This is a genomic window from Arthrobacter sp. 05T47 (assembly GCF_056395825.1).
In genome coordinates this window covers 237,748-257,093 of sequence record NZ_JBFTKG010000003.1, presented here as the reverse complement: position 1 = coordinate 257,093, position 19,346 = coordinate 237,748, and the positions used below count along the sequence as shown (strand labels likewise).

Sequence of the window (19,346 nt, the reverse complement as noted above, 5' to 3'; positions counted from 1 at the left end):
GGATGCTAGCAGGGAATCATGAGCATCATCTGTCACAGGGAAATCATCCGTCACAACCTTGCGACTGCCGCCAGGACCACACTGCGGCGGGAGCCTATGTTGCCCTGAATCCGACGGGAGTATCGTGGTTCGGAGCCGGACAGTGCCGTCCGGCCAGGCAGCAATTAGTGCTCACGGAGCGTCGATTGGCAATCGCCTAGGAGGGGCCATGACTTCGCCCAGCGTCCCCATACCGCAGCCTCCCCCGAAGCCGGTGGTCGGCAACTTGCCGGACATCGACTCCAGCAAGGGGATTCTGGGAATAGTCGAGGTGGCCGAGCGGTACGGCCCCATAGTCCGCATCCAGTTCTTCAACCGCAGCGTCATCGCCATCTCTTCCCAGGAGCTCGTCAACGAAGTGTGCGACGAGTCCCGTTTCGGCAAGGTGCTGGGCGTGTCCCTTCGGGAGGTGCGGGATTTCATCGGCGACGGCCTGTTCACCGCCAGGACAGAAGAACCGAACTGGCAAAAGGCGCACCGGATCCTGATGCCGGCGTTCGGGCCCGCGGCGCTTAAGCGGATGTTCAGCGGCATGGACGACATCGCCGAGCAGCTGCTCCTGAAGTGGGAGCGGCTCGGCCCCACGGCCCGGATCGACGTCCCGGACAACACCACCCGGCTGACCCTGGACACCATTGCCCTGTGCTCGTTCAGCTACCGCTTCAACAGCCTCTACCGCGAAGAGCTGCATCCCTTCGTCGGGGCCATGGTCCGGTCCCTGGTCGAATCCGGAAGCCGGGCGCGTAGGCTCCCGGTCCAGAACAAGATCATGCTGCGCAGGCGCCACCAGCTCGAAGAAGACCATGCGCTCATGTTCGAGGTCGCCGACCAGATGATCAGCGAACGCCGGCGCAACCCCAGCCCGGCGGGGAGCGAAGACATCCTGGACACCATGCTCAACGCCGCGGATCCGGTGACCGGCGAGCGGCTGGACGAGGAAAACATCCGCTACCAGATGGTCACGTTCCTCGTGGCCGGGCATGAGACCACCAGCGGCCTGCTCTCCTTTGCCCTCTACGAAATGCTCCGCCATCCCGCCGTCCTGGCCAAGGCACGCGCCCAGGTGGACGAGGTGCTCGGCACCGAGAGCGCCCGGTTCGAGCACCTCCCCCGGCTGGGATACCTGGACCAGATCCTCAAGGAGACGCTGCGGCTGTGGCCCACCGCACCGGCGTTCAACCTCGCGCCGTTCCAGGACACCACGCTTGGCGGCCGCTATGACCTCCCGGCCGGCCAGCCCATCCTGGTCCTGATTCCGCGGCTGCACCGGGACAAGGTGGCGTGGGGAGAGGACGCCGAGATGTTCGACCCGGACCGGTTCTCCCCGGAACGGGCCGCGGAAATCCCCGCCAACGCCTGGAAACCCTTCGGCAACGGGCAGCGCTCCTGCATCGGCCGGGGATTTGCCCTGCAGGAGGCCATGCTGTTCCTGGCCAAACTCCTGCAGCGATTCGAGGTCACGTCCGCGGACCCGGGCTATGAACTGCACATCAAGCACACACTGACCATGAAGCCTGAAGGGCTGTTCATCCACGTGCGCCGGCGGGACATCGCCATCGCGGCCGGACCGCAGGCCGCCGTCGAACAAGCCGCGCAGGCGGAAGCTGCAGCGGTGGACGCAACGCCCAACGGCGTTCCCATCCGCGTGCTCTACGGTTCCAATGCAGGCACGTCCAAGGACTTCGCCCAGCGCATCGCCAACGACGCCGGACGGCGCGGCTACAGCCCCACCATCGGTCCGCTCGACGAGGCGGCCGGCGGGCTGCCGTCGGAGGGGCTCGTCGCCATCGTGACGTCCTCCTACGAGGGGCAGCCGCCAGACAACGCGCGGAAATTCGTGGCCTGGACCGAGGGCCTGCAGCCGGGCAGCCTCGCCGGTGTGCGGTATGCGGTCTTCGGCAACGGCAACAAGGACTGGGCGCGAACGTACCAGGAAGTGCCCAAAGCCCTCGACGCCCGGCTCGAGGCGGCCGGTGCCGCGCGGATCTATGCCCGGGGCGAAGCCAACGCCCGCGGGGACTTCTTCGGCGATTTTGAAGAGTGGTATGCCGGATTCTGGCCGGCCGTGGACGCCGCCCTCGGGCAGAGGACCAGCAACCCAACCGCGCAGCCCCAGCTTGAACTGCAGTTCGTCGGCAACGTCAGGGACCCGCTGCTGCGCCAGAACGGGCTGGCCCTGGGCACCGTCGTGGCGAACCGGGAACTGGTCGATCTGGCCAAACCCGGCGCCCGGTCCAAGCGGCACGTCGAGATCGCCCTGCCCGAGGGGATGAGCTACCGGACCGGGGACTACCTGGCCGTGCTGCCGCTGAATCCCAGCGACCTCGTGCAGCGCGCCCTGGCCCGGTTCAACCTCGACTACGACTCGCACGTCCAATTGAGCATGGAGCGGGGAGACACGTTCCTGCCCACGGGCGCCCCCGTGGCCGTGGGCGAACTGCTCGGCAGCTACGTCGAGCTCGCAATTCCTGCCACCCGGATCCAGCTTGAGGACCTGGCGGATGTCGCGGCGGATCCGGCACACCGCACCGAACTTGAGGCCCTGGCCCAGGACCGCGCGCGGTACGCGGCGGAGATCCTCGACAAACGGGTCTCACTCCTGGAGCTGCTGGAAACGTATCCGTCCTGCCAGCTGTCGTTCACCTCGTTCCTGCAACTGCTGACCCAGCTGACCCCGCGGCGTTACTCCATTTCCTCGTCCCCGCTGTGGAGCCCCGACCACGCCACCTTGACCTTTGCCGTCATCCAGGCTCCGGCCTGGTCTGGCCGCGGCGTCTTCGAGGGAGCCTCCTCCACCTATCTGGCCCAGGCCAGGCCGGGGTCACGGGTCGCGGTGACGGTCCGCCCCTCGAACGCGGCCTTCCACCCGCCATCGTCCCTGGAGGTCCCGCTCATCATGGTCTGTGCGGGGACCGGCCTGGCACCGTTCCGTGGCTTCGTCCAGGACCGGGCGCTGCGGGCCGAGGCGGAGGACACGACGCCGGCGCCCGCCCTGCTGTTTTTCGGCTGCCGGGCACCGGACACCGACTTCCTGTACCGCGGGGAACTGGCGTCGTGGGCCGAGCAGGCCAGCCTCGACCTGCGGCCGGTCTTCTCCACAGCGCCCGAAGACGGCCTGAAGTACGTCCAGGACCGGCTGTGGGCGGACCGCGCCGACGTCGTCGAACTGGTCAGGCAGGGCGCCACGGTCTACGTCTGCGGCGACGGCAAGCACATGGCGCCGCAGGTCCGGGACACGTGCATCCTGATCTATCAGGAAGCGACCGGTGCCTCAAAGACCGACGCCGAGGCGTGGATGGACGAAGTGGAACGCACGCACGGCAGGTACGTCGCAGACATCTTCACGTGACGGCCGCCTTGGCCTGTGGGCCGCCGCCCCGCCCACAGTTGTATCCGGCTAGCGGTTGTATCCGGCTGGCGGTTGCATCCGGCTAGCGGCTCAGCCGCTCCCGCAGCCCGGCCGCGAGCCCTGCGATGGTGAGGAGGTCGAACAGGCCGCCGCCGAGCTCCACGAGGCGCCGGCGCTTGACGCCGGCAAGCCGGAGCCGGAGGTGAACACGGGTTCCGGCCACCCCGTCCGGCGCCGGCCGCAGCATGATCGCCCAGCTGACGGCCAGCGCGCCGCGCTGCGATCGGTGCACCAGTGCCCGCGGCGGGTCGACCGCCACGATCTCGAAGGTGGCTCCGGGCCCGCCCCAGTCCGCAATGACGTCACCCGCGCTGAGGTCCTGGAGCGCCGGGTCAATGGTCCGCAGGGCCCGGCGCCTGGCCGGGATCAGGGCTTCGACCCACCGGGGCAGGTACCAGCCGGAGCGCTCCTTGCCCAGCTGGATGATCCAGGGCCAGACGGCGCCGGGCGGGCCGGGCAGGTCGAAGCCGCGGTCCATCACCACGTCCGGGGCGGGGACCAGCGCGTCGCCCGGGACTAAGGCGCTAACCTCCGCCGGGGACGCAGCGACGCCCAGGAATCCGGTGTTCATGGCTGCCTTCCTGCCGGCCCCGCGGCGGCCCCCCGGAGCGAAGGGCACGTGGGGCTAGCGGTGGTTGAACTCTGGCTGGCGCTTCTCGGTGAAGGCGGCCATGCCTTCCTTCTGGTCTTCGGTGGCGAACAGCGAGTGGAACACCCGCCGTTCAAACAGCACGCCCTGGGCCAGCCCGGTCTCAAAGGCCGCGTTCACCGCTTCCTTGGCCACCATCGCCACGGGCTTGGACTTGGAGGCGATGACTTCGGCGGCCTTCAGCGCTTCCTCGACGACGTCGGCGGCCGGGACCACGCGGGAGACCAGGCCCGCGCGTTCGGCTTCCTCGGCGTCCATGAAGCGTCCGGTCAGGATCATGTCCATGGCTTTGGACTTGCCCACCGCCCGGGTCAGCCGCTGCGAGCCGCCCATGCCCGGGAGCACGCCGAGGTTGATTTCGGGCTGGCCGAACTTGGCGTTGTCGCCCGCGATGATGAAATCGCACATCATCGCCAGCTCGCAGCCGCCGCCCAGGGCAAAGCCGGACACGGCTGCCACCACCGGGATGCGGAGCCGGGTAAAGTCCTCCCAGCCGCGGAACCAGTCCGCCGCGTACATGTCCATGTAGCCCTTGGACTGCATTTCCTTGATGTCCGCGCCGGCGGCGAACGCCTTCGCCGAACCGGTCACCACCACGGCACCAACTCCCGGGTCCGCATCCATGGCGGTGACGGCCCGCACCAGCTCGACCATGGTGGCCTGGTTCAGGGCATTGAGGGCTTCGGGACGGTTGAGCGTCACCAGGCCCACCCGGCCGCGGCGCTCCACCAGGATGTTCGCGTACTGTTCCGTCATGAAAGTGGTCCCCTTCGGTGGTGCTGGTTGCGGGCCCGGCGCCGGACCCTTGTTCTCGGTGGCGGGCTTAAGCCCGCGACGCCGGGAGGCTACTGCCCGGCGGTGCCGGACCCCGGTTCGCCTGCTTCGGACTTGCCTGCTTCCGACTTTTCTCGGATGTCGGTGATGATGCCGGAGAAATCCCGGCCGGCGCCGCCTTCCGCGGCAAACGTATCGTAGATTTCGGCGGCGAGCGGACCGAGCCGGGCCGCGACGCCGGTGCTCTGGAGCGCGTTGAGGGCCAGGTTCAGGTCCTTGGCCATCAGCGCCCCGGCGAAGCCTGGCTGGTAGTCCCGGTTGGCGGGGCTGGCCGGGACCGGCCCCGGCACCGGGCAATTGGTGGTCAGCGCCCAGCACTGCCCGGAGGCGGCGGAAGCGACGTCGAACAGCGCCTGGTGGGTCAGCCCGAGCTTTTCGCCCAACACAAAAGCCTCGCTGACGGCGATCATCGAGACGCCCAGGATCATGTTGTTGCAGATCTTGGCCGCCTGGCCCGCTCCGTGCGCGCCGCAGTGGACCACCCGTTTGCCCATGACTTCCAGCATCGGTTTGACGGCCTCGAAGTCCTCGGGCAGGGCGCCGACCATGAACGTCAGCGTCCCGGCCTCGGCTCCCACAACGCCTCCGGAGACGGGCGCGTCCACTGCCCGGTGCCCGGCCGCGACGGCGAGTTCCGCGGCCTCGCGGGCCTCGTCCACGTTGATGGTGGAGCAGTCCAGGAACATAGTGCCCGGGGCGGCGGCTTCAAGCAGGCCCGGCCCGCCGCCGGTGCCGCGGTAGGCGTCCAGAAGGTGCTTGCCACTGGGCAACATCGTCAGCACGACAGCTGCGCCCGCGGTGGCCTCGGCTGCGGTCCCGACGGTGGGAATGCCGTGCTCCCGGGCGGCGTCCAGGGCCGCCGGAACCACGTCGAAGCCGGTCACCCGGTAGCCGGCCTTGACCAGGTTCACGGCCATGGGCCCGCCCATGTGCCCCAGGCCCAGGAAGGCGATGGTCCCCGTACCAGGGGCTCCTGCGTCAGACATTGTTCTTCTCCCTGTTCTTCTCCGTGTTCTTCTCCTTCGGAGAGAGCTTCAGTTCGCGCCCGTCCAGCGGGGCGAAGTAGGCAGCGACGTCGCCAGGAGTGACCTCCGCGAGGACGGCGGGCTTCCAGTGCGGGTTACGGTCCTTGTCCACCACCTGGGCGCGGATCCCCTCGCGGAAGTCCGGTCCGGCGAGGAAGTGCAGGCCCACGCGGTACTCCTGCTCGAGCGCCTGCGCCAGGCTCAGCCCGCGGACGCGGCGCAGGGACTCCAGCGCCACCTTCACCGCTGTCGGCGACTTCGCCTCGATCGTGTCGGCGGCCCCGGCGGCTTCTCCGCCTACCGTGCGCAGCCGGCCCAGGATCTCCTCAGCATCGTCGCTGGAGTAGCAGGGGTCGATCCATTCACGCTGTGCGGCGAGCACTGACGCAGGAGCCGGCTCGGCGAAGCGGCCGACGGCGGCCCCCGCATCTTCGTTTTCGAGCGCTGCCGCCAGTTCCTGCAACCGCTCGGAGGGCACGAAGGTGTCGGCAAGGCCCAGGAACAGCGCGTCCGCGCCGCTCAGGTGGTCGCCGGTCAGGGCCGCATGCGTGCCGGTCTCTCCGGGTGAGCCGGCGAGCAGCAGAGTGCCGCCGACGTCGGGCACGAAGCCGATGGTCGTTTCGGGCATGCCCATGCGGGTACGTTCGGTGACGATCCGCACCGAGCCGTGCGCCGAGATCCCCACGCCGCCGCCCAGCACCAGCCCGTCCATGAACGCCACGTACGGCTTGGGGTATTCGGAGATCAGCAGGTTCAGCCGGTACTCGACCGCCCAGAAGTCCGCGGTGGCATCCCCGCCGTCGAGCATGTCCCGGTAGATGGCGACGATGTCGCCGCCAGCGCAGAGGCCCCGGTCGCCGGCGCCGCGGACCAGCACCGCGGCGATGGCGTCGTCGTCGGCCCAAAGCGCGAGCTGCTCCAGCATGGCGGCAGCCATCCCGGCCGTCAGGGCGTTGACGGCCGCGGGCCGGTTCAGGGTCACGACGCCGAGGCTGCCGCGCCGCTCAAACAGGACTTCCTCTGCTTCCCCGGGCACGCGTTCGGCGGCCGCTGCTCCACTGGCCACTCCCCGCGCAACTTCCGCCCTCATCAGCTGCCTTCCGGCATGACGAAGCTGGCGCCGCTGCGCACGCCCGAGGGCCAGCGGGTGGTGACGGTCTTGGTCTTCGTGTAGAACCGGAAGGCGTCCGCGCCGTGCTGGTTGAGGTCCCCGAAGCCCGACGCCTTCCAGCCGCCGAAGGTGTAGTAGGCGATCGGCACCGGAATGGGCACGTTGATGCCCACCATGCCCACCTGGACCCGGCTGGCGAAGTCGCGGGCGGCGTCGCCGTCGCGGGTGAAGATGGCCACGCCGTTGCCGAACTCGTGTTCGCTGCAAAGCCGGAGTGCTTCGTCGTAGTCTTCGGCGCGGAGCACGCTGAGGACCGGGCCGAAGATCTCTTCCTTGTAGATCTTCATGTCCTTGGTGACGTTGTCGAAGAGCGTCGGGCCGATCCAGAAGCCGCCGTCGTAGCCTTCGACTTTCAGTCCGCGGCCATCGGTCACAAGGCTGGCGCCTTCCTCGACGCCGGAGGCGATGTAGCCTTCAATCCGTTCCTTCGCGGAAGCCGCAACCACCGGGCCGAAGTCCGAGTCCTTGGCGAGGCTGTGGCCGACCTTGAGGTCCGCGATCCGTTCCTGCAGCTTCTCCACCAGCACGTCGGCGGTTTTCCGGCCGACGGGCACTGCAACCGAAATGGCCATGCAACGTTCTCCGGCCGAGCCGAAGCCGGCGCCGATCAAGGCGTCCGCGGCCATGTCCAGGTCCGCGTCCGGCATGATCACCATGTGGTTTTTGGCGCCGCCGAAGCACTGGGCGCGTTTGCCGTTGGCTGCGGCGGTCGCGTAGATGTACTGCGCAATGGGCGTGGAGCCGACGAAACCGATGGCCTGGACCCGCGGGTCCTCCAGGAGTGCATCCACGGCTTCCTTGTCCCCGTTGACCACGTTGAAGACGCCGTCGGGAAGGCCTGCCTCGGTGAAGAGCTCGGCCAGGCGCAGCGGAACAGACGGGTCCCGTTCGGAGGGCTTGAGGATGAAGGAATTGCCTGCGGCGAGCGCCGGTCCGGACTTCCAAAGCGGGATCATGGCCGGGAAGTTGAACGGCGTGATGCCGGCAACGACGCCCAGCGGCTGGCGCATCGAATGGACATCGATGCCCGTTCCGGCGCTGTCGGTGAACTCGCCCTTAAGCAGGTGCGGGGCGCCGGCGGAGAATTCGACGACTTCGATGCCGCGCTGGATGTCGCCCTTGGCATCGAGGAAGGTCTTGCCGTGCTCAGATGAGAGCAGGGTGGCGAGTTCATCGATGTGCTCGTTGACCAGGTCCACGAACTTGAGCAGGATCCGGCCGCGGCGCTGCGGATTCATCGCAGCCCATTCCACCTGCCCCTTCTCCGCGTTGGCAATCACGTTGCGCACTTCCTCGGCGCTTGCCAGCGGCAACCGTGCCTGGACCTCGCCCGTACAGGGATCGTACACATCACTGAACCGGCCGGAGGTGCCTTCCACCCGCTGCCCGCCAATGTAATGGGATAGCTCTCGAACCATGACCAACTGCTCCTTTGCATGTGACCCAGATCATCTCTGAAGCCGAATATACTCGGACTTCCTACTAATTTCCAGAGGACAGAATCGGCCGGCTGCTTCGCCCGGGGGCCAAGTTCGGTAAGTTAGGGACTGTGAAGATTGCTACCTGGAATGTGAACTCCCTCCGTGCCCGCGCCGACCGTGTGGAGGCCTGGCTCCAGCGCACGGACTGTGACGTCCTGGCCATCCAGGAAACCAAGTGCAAGGACGAGAACTTCCCGTGGGAGCTTTTCGAGAGCATGGGTTACGAGGTGGCGCACTTTGGCCTGAGCCAGTGGAACGGTGTCGCGATCGCCTCCCGGGTGGGGCTCGACGACGTCGAACGCACGTTCCTGGACCAGCCCGTGTTCGGCAAGAACGGCAAGGACGCCGTGCAGGAGGCCCGCGCGATCGGCGCCACCTGCGGCGGCGTCCGGGTCTGGAGCCTCTACGTCCCCAACGGCCGCTCCCTCGATGACGAGCACATGCCCTACAAGCTCAACTGGCTGGACATCCTGAAAACCCACGCCGGGACCTGGGTGAAGGAAGATCCCCAGGCGCAGATCGCGCTGATGGGAGATTTCAATATCGCCCCGCAGGACGAGGACGTCTGGGACATCGACTTCTTCCGCGCCAACGCCATGACCCACGTCAGCGAGCCCGAACGCGCCGCCTTCCACGCCTTTGAGGAGGCCGGCTTCCAGGACGTCGTCCGCCCGCACACCCCGGGACCTGGCGTCTACACCTACTGGGATTACACGCAGCTCCGCTTCCCGAAGAAGGAGGGCATGCGGATCGACTTCATCCTCGGCTCCCCGGCCCTGGCGGCACGGGTCACCGGTGCGATGATCGACCGCGAGGAGCGCAAGGGCAAGGGCGCCTCGGACCATGCTCCGGTGATTGCGGAACTGGCGGGCTAGTGGCTGCCGCCCAGGGAAGCGTCGTGATCCAATGACCGGGAACATCTACCGCGGACAGGTCGGTCTGCCGTTCTCTTCAGCGCTCCGGATCTACGAGCCCCTCGAGGCGTTCCCCGAGCAGCAGCAGGTCACCCTGCGGGCCGCGGGCGCCGGCCAGGCCTCCCGTGCCGCCGTGGAGAATGCCGAGCTCCTGGCCTCCCTGGGCCGCATCACCCGTTCCGACGGGGACCCTTTTCCCACCGGCCGGACCGACCTCGTGCGCGTCGTCCCGGGCCCGGCGCGGCAGGCGTCCTCGGGCGCAGCGCGCGACGCCGCCGATCCCGGCCCGGGGGCTGCCCCGCGACAGGCCGACAAGCTGCTGTACTGCCCCAGCCAACTGGTCCTGCGCGCCGGACTGGCCGCCAATGCCCTGATGGAAGGCATCCACGGGCCCCTGGCGCAGCTCCTGATCCCGGAAGAACAGCGGGACAAACACCAGGAACGCATCGACGAGGTCCGGGCCCACGATGGCCTGAGCCGGGTCCACACCCGGGCGTCCACGTGGGGCATTCCCTTCAGCTGGTTCTGCCTCTTCCAGGAATCGGATCCCACCGACGTGGTCGAATCCGAAGGCCACATTGTGACCGTCCGCATGCGCGCGGGCATCGGCAAGGCGCTGGAGCGGGTGAGCTACGCGGTGGCACACCTGGCCCTGGCCGCGCCCGATCTGGACATGCTCGAGGACCTCACCCAGCTCACGGAATGGCTTGAGCTTTTCCACCCGGATTCGGCGGTGGAACTGGACTATGGCGGGGTGGCGGACAAGGTCTATCCGGACGATTCGCCGCTGGACGTCCGGCTCGGCATCGAATGCCTGGCGGAGGGCGACATGACCGGCGCCGCCGCGGCCTACCGCCGGCTGGCCTCGCGCTGGGTGCCGATCCGGCAGCTGGCCCGCGCTTCCTAGACCCGCGCTTCCTGGGCCCGCTCTTCCTAGGCCCGCGCTTCCTAGACCGCGCTTTGGGCCAGATCCCTAGGCCACGCCGGCCGACCGGCGCAGCGGCGGCGCCGTCGTGGTCCGCACGATCAGCTGGTGCGGCGCCACCGCGGACTGCACGGCCCCGGGAATGCCGTCGAGCTCGTCCAGCAGCATCTTGGTGCCCAGTTCGGCCTGCAGGTCCGGGCGCTGCCCCACCGTGGTCAGCCCCATGGCCTCGGCGAAGTCGTGGTCATCAATCCCGATGACCGACAGATCATGCGGCACCCGCACACCGGCTTTGTTGGCCTCAAAAATGACGCCCATGGCCATCTCGTCCGAGGCGCAGAAGATTGCAGTGGGCTTGGACCCGGCGGCGGTCCAGAGGCGCCGGAACGCCTCCTGGCCGCTGCGGACGGTGAAGTCCCCCCACACATCCCATTCGGGCCGGATGGGCAGCCGGGCCTCGCGCATGATGTCGTGGAAGGCCTGGATCCGCACCCTGGGGACGTCGAAGTTGAGGTCGGTTTCGTCGTCGCCGTGCAGGAGCGCGATGTCGGTGTGGCCCAGCCCGATCAGGTGCCGGACCGCGGTGGCGGCCGCGGCGTAGTCGTCTATGCCGATATAGGGGCACTCCTCGACGTGGCCTCCGACCACCACCAGCGGAATGTCGATCTTCTGCAGATGATCGATTTCCTCATGGGTAAGCGCCATACAGAGGACCAGCAGGGCGTCGATCTGCTTGTAGACCATGGTCTTGCTGAACAGCCGCTCCCGGTGGCTGCCGTGGCCCCCGAGGTTGAAGAGGGAGAGGTTGTACTGGCGGGAGTGCAGTTCCCGGTCTGCGCCCTCGATGGCCTTGGAGAAGAACCAACGGCTGACGAACGGGGCGAGCACACCGATCGTTTTGGTCCGCCCCGTCGCCAGCCCGGACGCCGAGGACGAGGCGACGTAGCCCAGGGACTCGGCAATGGCGAGGATCTTCTCCCGGGTCGCCGGGGATACGCGGGGCAGCCCGCGGACGGCCCGGGAGACGGTGGCCGTGGATACGCCGGCAGCGGCGGCAACATCCTCAATGCTGACGCCGGAATGGCCGCCGCGCTGCGCCCTTTCTGTCCGTGCCACCTTTTATCCCCTTATTGACGGTCCGCGGGAGCCTGGCGGCTGCCCGCAGACGTGCTGCGCCCTGCCGCCCCGCGGCAGTTAGATAGTCCCTGCTCTTGGCTGCCTAGCCGCGCCGGCTGGCCGTCCGGCGCGGCAAGCGCCGGCGCAGCCGGATCATCCCGTAGAGGGCCAGCAGCATGGCGAGCAGACCCAGGGCCCAGAAGAGGGCCGGCTGGGCGGTCACCTCCATCCAGACGGTGACCACCAGCAGCACGACGGCCCAGAAGCCGAGGAACCCGATGATGATGTCGAAGTCCTCGCCCGAACGCACCTTCCGGCGCGTCGCCGGGACGTGGCCCTGGTTCTGCTCGTCCGTCATGTCGCCTCTGTCATTTAACCGCACCGGCGGTGAGACCGGCGACGATCTTACGCTGGAAGACGAGCACCAGGATGACCAAGGGAATGGTCACGATGGTGCCCGCCGCCATGATGGCGGTGTACGGGATCTGGTTGGGCTGCGCACCGGCGAAGCTGGCAATGGCCACGGTGACCGGCTGCGTTGCGTCGCTGGAGAGCTGGCTGGCGATCAGGAACTCATTCCACGAGGAGATGAATGCCAGGATGGCCGTCGTGAAGATTGCCGGGGCGGCCAGCGGCATGATGACCTTCCGGAAGGCCTGACCCTGCGTGCATCCGTCGACCCGCGCCGATTCTTCCAGCTCCCAGGGCATCTCCCGGAAGAAGGAGGTCATGGTGTAGACGGTCAGCGGCAGCACGAACGAGATGTTCGGGATGATCAGGGCCTGGTAGGTGCCCATCCAGCCGATGTTCGTGAACAGCTGGAACAGCGGTGTGATGAGGGCGACGCCGGGGAACATGGACGCTCCCAGGATGAAGCCCAGCACGAGGTACTTGAACTTGAAGTTCAGGCGGGCCAGGGCGTAGGCGGCAAACACGCCGATCACCAGCGAAACGATGGTGACGACGGTACCGATGAAGAGGCTGTTGAGCAGTGCCTGGCCGAAGTGGTTGCCGAAGGAGGTGTCGAACGCCGTCTTGAAGTTGTCCAGCGTCACGTGGGTCGGCAGGATCGAGGTGTCGTATGTGTAGCCGACATCGCGGAACGCCGTCACCACCATCCAGTAGGCCGGAGCCAGGCACCAGAAGAGGATCACGACCGCACTGATATAGGTCCGTGATTGGGCCCACTTCTCGCGGTTCTGCGCGACCTTCCGCCCCCGGTCCTGCTCTGCGCGCAGCTCGGTTGCGGCGCTCGTCGCGGCGGTCATTTCTTCCCCTTACCTGCGCCGGTCTGCTGCTCCACCACGTTCGCTCCAAGGAAGCGTACGAAGATGAAAGCCACCAGAAAGATGATGATGAACGTGATGGTGGACAAGGCCGCCGCCGCGTTGAAGCCCTGCCTGATTTGGTTGATCACCAGGATGGACAAAGTGGTGGTGTTGTTGGCTCCGCCCGTCAGGATGTACGGCAGGTCGAACATGCGCAGTGCATCCAGGGTGCGGAACAATATGGCCACCATGAGCGCCGGCTTCACCAGCGGCAGGGTGATCATCCGGAACCGCTGCCAGGCTGAGGCGCCGTCGACCTTGGCTGCCTCGTACACCTCCGCGGGAATCATCTGCAGGCCGGCGAGAATCAGCAGCGCCATGAACGGGGTGGTCTTCCAGACATCCGCGATGATCACTGCCCACCGGGCCGGCCATTCGCTGCCGGTCCACAGGACTGTGGTGTTGAAGAGCTTGTTGCCGATGCCTTCGAAGGCGAAGATGAACAGCCACAGCTTGGCCGTGACGGCGGTGGGGATGGCCCACGGCACCAGGACGGCTGCACGGACCAGGCTGCGGCCCTTGAAGGCCCGTGCCATGATGACGGCCATCCAGAAGCCGAGCACCGTTTCCAGTGCCACCGTGACGATCGTGAAGAAGAACGTGGTGCCGGTGGCGGACCAGAACTGTGCGCCGAGGGTACCCGGCGGGCAGTCAACCGTTCCGCCGCCAGGAGCCGGGCACTGCTGGAAAATCCAGTTGTAGTAGTTCGAGAGGCCGGCCGGGCCGCCTTCGGTGAAGAGACCCGTGGCGGGGTCCAGGCCGGCATCCTTCTGGAATGACATCACAATGGCGGTGATGATCGGGTAGACGATCACGACCGACAGTGCGAGGATGGTCGGCGCCAGGAGCCAGGCTGCCCAGCGCCCCTGCGTCGCGATGCGGTTGTCCTCCCCAACACCCTTGGGTGCGTGGTGGATCGGGGCCCCGCCCGACGTCGGTGCCTTGACCGACGTCGGGCCTAATTCAGTTGCCATGATGGACCTACTGTCCCGCGCTAGCGGACTCGATGGACTTCTGCATGTCGGACAGGGCAGCGTCTACGGTCTTCTCACCCTTGATGGCCGAGTACGCGTTTTCCTGGATGGCCTTGGTAACGGCCGGGTAGAACGGGGTAACCGGACGCGGCACGGCGTTCTCGATCGAGGTCTTCAGGACCGGCAGGTACGGCAGCTTGGCGACGAGTTCCTTGTCGTCGTAGAGCTTGCCGAGCACCGGAGCGAGCGAACCCTGCGTGGCGAAGAACTTCTGGGTCTCTTCCGTGGTGAGGAACTTCAGGAAGTCCAGGGCCGTGGCCTTGTTCTTCGAGTAGACGCTGACAGCGGCGCTGTGGCCGCCGAGGGACGAGGCGCCCGGGCCGGCCTTGCCCGGGAGGGCGGTCATGCCCAGGACGTCCTTGACCTTGGAGGAGCCTTCAGTGGTGGCCAGGTTGTAGACGTAGGGCCAGTTGCGCAGGAAGAGCAGCTTGCCGTCCTGGAATGCCTGGCGGCTTTCCTCTTCCTGGAACGTGATGGCTTCCTTCGGAATGTCTCCGTCGGCGTAGGCCTTGGTCAGGTTTTCCAGGCCGGCCTTGGCCTCGGGGGTGTTCAGGCTGGGCTTGCCGTCCTTGTCCAGCACGGACCCGCCGGCGGAGTTGATCGCCTCGGAGGCGTTGACGGTCAGTCCCTCGTACTTCTTGAACTGGCCGGAGTAGCAGCCAATGTTGTTGGCCTTGGCTACTGAGCACATGCTGACCATCTCGTCCCAGGTCTTCGGGGGCGTGGGGACCAGGTCCTTGCGGTAGTACAGGATGCCGCCGTCGGAGGATTCCGGTGCCGCGTAGAGCGTGCCCTTGTAGGAGGCGGCGTCAACGGTCGGCTTCAGCATGGCCGAGGTGTCCAGCGCCATCTTGTCCTTGAGCGGCTGCAGCCAGCCCTTGGCAGCGAATTCCGCAGTCCAGACGACGTCGACGCTCGCGACGTCGTAGCCGGCATCCTTGGCCTGGAAGTGCTGGACGAGGTCGTCGTGCTGCTGGTCGGCCTGGTCCGTCTGCTCCTTGAAGGTGACCTTCTCATTCGGGTGGGCTGCGTTCCACTTGTCGATCAGCGGACGGACAACGTTGCTGTTGTCCTTGCCCTGAACGTAGGTGATGGGGCCGCGTCCGTCCAGGCCCTGCGAGGCGGCGTCGCTGCCGCCAGTAGTGCCGCCACCGCCGCCGCCACATGCCGAGAGGGTAATAGCCAAAATGCCTGCCGTGGCGACGGGAAGTAGGAAATTGCGGGTTTTCATACTGGAGTGCTCCTCGCTGAGTACCGGTGAAAAACGGCCGTGTAGTCTGTGTGCCGACCATCACAGTAATCAACAGATGGCGAGGAATGCAAGCGTTTACATGAAACCTTTATGCAAAGGAGATTGCGTGGGACCCGTCGGGACCCGCCTCAGCGGACCCGTTCGGCCCGGCCGAACCGCGATCTCGCCCCGGATCCGATGTGGATCAGGACCGGGGTGCGCTTGCCGATCACGGCGTCGAGCGCCTCCACCAGGGCCGAGAGTTCGGCGGCGAGCGCGTGCGGGGCGACCCCCTGGCGTGGCTCCACCCAAATTTTGAGGGCCGGCTCGCCCCGGATTTCGTAGGCGCCCACCGTGACGCCGGCCAGATCGGACCGGTCCGCGAGGGCCGCACGGATCGCCTGCTCAGCTACGCCGCCGCCGATTCCGACGCTGCCAGGAACGGATCCCGGGTCCTCCTCGGCCACGATCAGGCTGGTCCGGCCTTTGCCCTGCTGGGCCACCCAAGCCACCATCAGGCCAAGCACCACCACCAGCCCCAGGCAGATGGCAATCCACAGCCAGCTCTCCTGGCTGCGGGGCAACTGCGTCCGTTCAAACAAATCGAACCAGAAGATCAAGACGCCGCCCGCCCAAACGTGCCACCACGCGGCGACGGCGGGGACGCTGACAAGCAGAATCAGGAGGATGCCAACGGCGAAAACCTTGATGCCAAGGATGCCGATCAGGATGCGGTTAAGGACCCGGGGAGTGTTGTTCATGCCCCCACCACCCCGGCGGTGGATACCTGGATCCGCACTTCTGGCATGGGCCATGGCCCCATTTCCTGCAATTCCCGGCGCACGGCCTCAAGGACGGCGTCCGGGCGCAGCGGCACACCGGAGGTTGGCCGGACGCTGACCATGACCCGGTTCCGCGACACGGTCACCATCACCTGTTCCCGTGCCACGTTGGCAGCCAGCCGGGCCCGGCGGGCCAGGGCGGCGGCGATCACCTCATCGTCCACCACGACGGCGGCCCGGCGGTCCGGGAGCAGGTGCCGTGCCTTCCGGCCCGGCAGCACGGCGTTGAGGAAGAAAAACAATCCCACCATCGCGATCACCGCGCCGGTGACGAAGAGCAAAAGCGGCGGGACACCCGCCGGGAGGGCGACCACCCGTTCGGCTGCCGTTTGCGGATCGATAAGCCACGGCGGCTGCCCGATCGCGCGGACCGCCGTCTCGAGCAGCGCATAAGCGCAGACGGCCATGACCAGGGCTGCCGCGATCACGGAGACGACGGCCCGCGAGGAGTGCATCTCCCGTTTCAGCACCCGGTCCATGCCCGCGGCACCGGAACCCAACGGTCCGCTCTCCGGCGCCGCGCCGGCGCCGTCCGGGCCGGAGCCGATGCCGGCGTTCTGGGTGTCCTGGCTCAATGCACCCGACCTCCCCCGCGCACAGTTGCACCGCTGATGCGGATGTCCACGCGGCTCAGCTGCGCTCCGGTCAGTTCGGTCACGCGACTCAGGATTTCGGCCTTGGCGGCCACGGCACGCTCCCAAATGGAACCGCCGAAGCCCGCGACACGGCCCGGATCCCGGAGGACCACTGTGAGGGGCGGGACGGCGACGGGCATGACCAGGGACAGGGCGAGCAGCCCGTCGTCGTCGGACCACGCGGCGCGCACGTCGTGCGCCGGTACACCCAGGGCCTCACCCGCCGCCGCCCGCGCCACGCTGGTCAGGGCCTGGGTGCTGATGCGGTTATGCCCGGCCAACGCGGCGCCGCGGGTCGGCGTCCCAGCCGTGATGCTCATGAAGAGGAACGCCGGCCCGTGAGGGCGTCGAGCACACTGCGCAGGTCCAGCTTCCCCTCGGCCGCCCGGCCAAAGAGCGCGCCGATGCCCATGAAGAACAGGGCGCCGAGGAAGCCCCACACACCGAACTGGAAGGACATGAAAGCCACGAAGGCCCCGATGGCGATTCCCACTACCGTCAGACTCATTGGATGGCCTCCCTGACCGGCCGGACCTCGGCGGGCGCGGCCGGTTTGGCCGGGCCGGGCACATAAACGTCATTGATCTCGATATTTACCTCGATCACCTCCAGCCCCACCAGTTCCTCCACGGCGGAGTAGACGGCGGCGCGGATCTGGTTGGCGAGGGAATGCAGGGGGGTGCCGTACACCGCGACGAGGTCGATGTCCACGGCCACCTGGGTTTCGCCGATTTCCACGCGGACGCCCGCTGCGTGGTCGGCGCTGCCGACCGCGTCGCGGATGGCGCCCAGGGCGCGAGAGGGTCCCGATCCGAGCGAGTAGACGCCCGGTACCGATCGGGCGGCAATGCCCGCGACCTTGGCGACGGCGGCTTCTGAAATGACGGTGCGCCCGGTGCCCACCGGAACGGGCAGCCCGGGCGCGGGTTCGGCCTCGGCGCGGGCAACGTGGACACCGGCTGCAGCCGGCAGCCCGGCCACGGGTTCGGCCGCAGGTCCGGCCCCGGGTTGAGCCGCAGGTCCGGCCCCGGGTTGAGAATTCTGGTATTCCATAACGCACTCCCCCTTCTCTTTTGACACAACCCTAGTCCCTGACTTGGGCCGCGCGGGGGAATCTTGCAGCGCCCGTCCCCACAGCCGTCGCAGGTGAGGGCCGTGGGAGCGGGCGGTGTGCGGCGGGGAGCACGATCAGCGTCCGCCTGTCAGCAGCGGGGGCGGATCAGCGCCGACGCCCCGGGCGGGCTACTTGCAGTTCGTGGCGATCCAGGTTGTCACGGGCGCCATTGCAGTCTGGAGCTTGCCGCTGGAGAAGACAGTCTGGTCGGTGACGCCGGCAATGGCCACGTCCTTGAGGTTGGCGAAATCGGCCTTGAGGCTGTCCGGGACGAGCTCCGCGGTCTGGGCCAGTTCCGCCTTGGACTGTTCCAGTTCCGCCGTCTTGCCCTGGGCCGCCGACATCGGAAGGAGCGTGGCACCGGTGGCCTGCTCCGAGATCTTGGCGCACGCCTCCGCGGCACTGGTGAAACCGCCGAACGGCCCGGAGGTCTTGCTGGGGGTCGGCGTAGCGGACGCCGAGGCACTGGACGTTGCCGCGGCGGACGACGGCGCGCTGCCGGCCTGCGGGGCCGAGCAGCCGGCAAGGGCCAGGGCTGCGAGGAGGGCGGCTGCTGTGAGAGGACGGGCAATTTTCTTCGAAGTCACGTTGCAGAATCACTTTTCGGTTGAGATTGCGCCGCCCGCCCGGACCGGGCTGCCGGCGGCCTTGGTGTTCTTTCCCCAGCGTGCGAGTCTAGCCCGGCCGGCGGCCCGGCCCCCAACCGGCGGCCGCCGTGGAATTCGCCGCCCGCCTCATCATCGGCTGCTCCGTAAGCGCCCTTTCGACCCGTCAGAAGGGCACCTACGGAGCAATCGATGGCGTTAAAGGAACGCCCTCGGCCTACCAGAGGTTTACCAGAGGAGGTTTCCCGGCTTTCGTCATTTGATCAGCGAATCCAGCCCGGCCGCGGCCTTGAAGAAGTCGTCATCGAACAGTGCGCCGTAGGTGTTGATCGTCGTCGTACCGTCCTTGTGACCGGCTATACGCTGCACATGCTTGACGTTCTTGGTCACGGACAGATACAGGCTGACGGCCGTGTGCCTCAGATCATGGAACACCGGCGGCCGGAAATCCATGTCCCCATATTCAAGCAAGAAACCGGCCGACCGAATGGCACCATCATCGAAACCCGCACACACTCCTACTGACTCGCACACAGCTTCAAACGGGCAATTTCCGGATAGTACTAATCAGAGTTGACGCAATTGGCGGGGCGACGCTTCTGCTGCTTCGGGCGATCATAGATGGTCCTTGAATCGCTCCCAAGCCGATTGGCGAGTGATGTGCAGAGCCTCTCCTATTTGGGACCAGGTAATCTTTCGTTCTCGGGCGGCTCGGACCCAGATCCGCAGTTGCTCTTCGACTTTGACGCTTACCCGAGAAATTTCTGGCAAGTGCTGCAGTATTTCCCCGTCGGACATTTGTTCCCAGACGGGACCTATCGATTGGGGTAACCGTCGGGTGCTGGTGTCGCTGAGGATCTTGACGGCTGCGGCCACGCACGGTTCGCATATGGTGACGCCCGGTCCGGCCACGAGGCGCTGGTGCTCGGACGGCGTCAGCCCGCAGAAGGCGCAAAAATCGCGAGGACGGTTATTTCCGGGCATCGACACGTTC

General features: G+C 67.1%; 21 protein-coding genes. 3 read left to right on the top strand and 18 right to left on the bottom strand.

Features of this window, described 5'->3' with window-relative positions:
- The first annotated feature begins 208 nt into the window (after positions 1-208).
- Positions 209-3,388 (top strand): bifunctional cytochrome P450/NADPH--P450 reductase, encoded by a 3,180-nt coding sequence (locus tag AC1DEY_RS04985; RefSeq protein ID WP_476867009.1) that lies wholly within the window; start codon positions 209-211, stop codon positions 3,386-3,388.
- 82 nt (positions 3,389-3,470) lie between these two features.
- Here the strand turns inward: AC1DEY_RS04985 and AC1DEY_RS04980 are convergent, their stop codons facing one another.
- The 5 genes from AC1DEY_RS04980 to AC1DEY_RS04960 all read right to left on the bottom strand — a co-directional run bounded on the left by AC1DEY_RS04980 (position 3,471) and on the right by AC1DEY_RS04960 (position 8,545).
- Entirely contained in the window at positions 3,471-4,019 is a 549-nt protein-coding gene (locus AC1DEY_RS04980; protein WP_476867008.1) for a hypothetical protein, read from the bottom strand.
- A gap of 54 nt (positions 4,020-4,073) precedes the next feature.
- Positions 4,074-4,853: an enoyl-CoA hydratase gene (locus AC1DEY_RS04975; RefSeq protein WP_476867007.1), complete on the bottom strand. Its 780-nt coding sequence runs from the start codon at positions 4,851-4,853 to the stop codon at positions 4,074-4,076.
- A gap of 89 nt (positions 4,854-4,942) precedes the next feature.
- Positions 4,943-5,917 carry a 3-hydroxyisobutyrate dehydrogenase gene (mmsB, locus tag AC1DEY_RS04970; RefSeq protein WP_476867006.1) on the bottom strand — a complete coding sequence of 325 codons (975 nt, stop codon included), beginning with the start codon at positions 5,915-5,917 and terminating at the stop codon, positions 4,943-4,945.
- On the bottom strand, positions 5,910-7,046 hold the full coding sequence (locus AC1DEY_RS04965) for an enoyl-CoA hydratase/isomerase family protein (protein WP_476867005.1): 1,137 nt from the start codon (positions 7,044-7,046) through the stop codon (positions 5,910-5,912). Before AC1DEY_RS04965 ends, mmsB begins: the two co-directional genes overlap by 8 nt.
- Entirely contained in the window at positions 7,046-8,545 is a 1,500-nt protein-coding gene (locus tag AC1DEY_RS04960; RefSeq protein ID WP_476867004.1) for a CoA-acylating methylmalonate-semialdehyde dehydrogenase, read from the bottom strand. Before AC1DEY_RS04960 ends, AC1DEY_RS04965 begins: the two co-directional genes overlap by 1 nt.
- A gap of 131 nt (positions 8,546-8,676) precedes the next feature.
- On the opposite strand from AC1DEY_RS04960, the gene AC1DEY_RS04955 reads away from it, so the two are divergent.
- Positions 8,677-9,483 carry an exodeoxyribonuclease III gene (locus AC1DEY_RS04955; protein ID WP_476867003.1) on the top strand — a complete coding sequence of 269 codons (807 nt, stop codon included), beginning with the start codon at positions 8,677-8,679 and terminating at the stop codon, positions 9,481-9,483.
- A gap of 31 nt (positions 9,484-9,514) precedes the next feature.
- Positions 9,515-10,429 (top strand): DUF8083 family protein, encoded by a 915-nt coding sequence (locus tag AC1DEY_RS04950; protein WP_476867002.1) that lies wholly within the window; start codon positions 9,515-9,517, stop codon positions 10,427-10,429.
- A 66-nt stretch (positions 10,430-10,495) separates the two neighbouring features.
- On the opposite strand, the gene AC1DEY_RS04945 is transcribed toward AC1DEY_RS04950, so the two are convergent.
- The 13 genes from AC1DEY_RS04945 to AC1DEY_RS04885 all read right to left on the bottom strand — a co-directional run bounded on the left by AC1DEY_RS04945 (position 10,496) and on the right by AC1DEY_RS04885 (position 19,336).
- The gene (locus AC1DEY_RS04945; RefSeq protein ID WP_476867001.1) at positions 10,496-11,563 is read right to left on the bottom strand and encodes a LacI family DNA-binding transcriptional regulator; all 1,068 of its coding nucleotides are present in this window, start codon (positions 11,561-11,563) and stop codon (positions 10,496-10,498) included.
- A gap of 103 nt (positions 11,564-11,666) precedes the next feature.
- On the bottom strand, positions 11,667-11,921 hold the full coding sequence (locus AC1DEY_RS04940) for a hypothetical protein (RefSeq protein WP_243181375.1): 255 nt from the start codon (positions 11,919-11,921) through the stop codon (positions 11,667-11,669).
- 10 nt (positions 11,922-11,931) lie between these two features.
- Positions 11,932-12,831, bottom strand: a complete 900-nt coding sequence (locus tag AC1DEY_RS04935; protein WP_441408132.1) for a carbohydrate ABC transporter permease — start codon at positions 12,829-12,831, stop codon at positions 11,932-11,934.
- Entirely contained in the window at positions 12,828-13,865 is a 1,038-nt protein-coding gene (locus tag AC1DEY_RS04930) for a carbohydrate ABC transporter permease (protein ID WP_476867000.1), read from the bottom strand. The genes AC1DEY_RS04935 and AC1DEY_RS04930 overlap by 4 nt, the downstream gene beginning before the upstream one ends.
- A gap of 7 nt (positions 13,866-13,872) precedes the next feature.
- Entirely contained in the window at positions 13,873-15,156 is a 1,284-nt protein-coding gene (locus AC1DEY_RS04925; RefSeq protein WP_476866999.1) for an ABC transporter substrate-binding protein, read from the bottom strand.
- Between the two features lie 149 nt (positions 15,157-15,305).
- Entirely contained in the window at positions 15,306-15,917 is a 612-nt protein-coding gene (locus tag AC1DEY_RS04920; protein WP_476866998.1) for a hypothetical protein, read from the bottom strand.
- Complete coding sequence (locus AC1DEY_RS04915) at positions 15,914-16,573, bottom strand: hypothetical protein (protein WP_476866997.1); 660 nt, start codon at positions 16,571-16,573, stop codon at positions 15,914-15,916. Before AC1DEY_RS04915 ends, AC1DEY_RS04920 begins: the two co-directional genes overlap by 4 nt.
- On the bottom strand, positions 16,570-16,953 hold the full coding sequence (locus AC1DEY_RS04910) for a hypothetical protein (RefSeq protein WP_476866996.1): 384 nt from the start codon (positions 16,951-16,953) through the stop codon (positions 16,570-16,572). Before AC1DEY_RS04910 ends, AC1DEY_RS04915 begins: the two co-directional genes overlap by 4 nt.
- Positions 16,950-17,141, bottom strand: a complete 192-nt coding sequence (locus tag AC1DEY_RS04905; protein WP_390201824.1) for a hypothetical protein — start codon at positions 17,139-17,141, stop codon at positions 16,950-16,952. Before AC1DEY_RS04905 ends, AC1DEY_RS04910 begins: the two co-directional genes overlap by 4 nt.
- A complete protein-coding gene (locus AC1DEY_RS04900) occupies positions 17,138-17,686 on the bottom strand; it encodes an Asp23/Gls24 family envelope stress response protein (RefSeq protein ID WP_476866995.1) in 549 nt (182 codons plus the stop codon). Before AC1DEY_RS04900 ends, AC1DEY_RS04905 begins: the two co-directional genes overlap by 4 nt.
- A gap of 189 nt (positions 17,687-17,875) precedes the next feature.
- Positions 17,876-18,334, bottom strand: a complete 459-nt coding sequence (locus AC1DEY_RS04895; RefSeq protein ID WP_476866994.1) for a hypothetical protein — start codon at positions 18,332-18,334, stop codon at positions 17,876-17,878.
- A 273-nt stretch (positions 18,335-18,607) separates the two neighbouring features.
- Positions 18,608-18,805 carry a tyrosine-type recombinase/integrase gene (locus AC1DEY_RS04890; RefSeq protein ID WP_476866993.1) on the bottom strand — a complete coding sequence of 66 codons (198 nt, stop codon included), beginning with the start codon at positions 18,803-18,805 and terminating at the stop codon, positions 18,608-18,610.
- A gap of 162 nt (positions 18,806-18,967) precedes the next feature.
- The gene (locus AC1DEY_RS04885) at positions 18,968-19,336 is read right to left on the bottom strand and encodes a ClpX C4-type zinc finger protein (RefSeq protein ID WP_476867082.1); all 369 of its coding nucleotides are present in this window, start codon (positions 19,334-19,336) and stop codon (positions 18,968-18,970) included.
- Between the last annotated feature and the right edge of the window lie 10 nt (positions 19,337-19,346).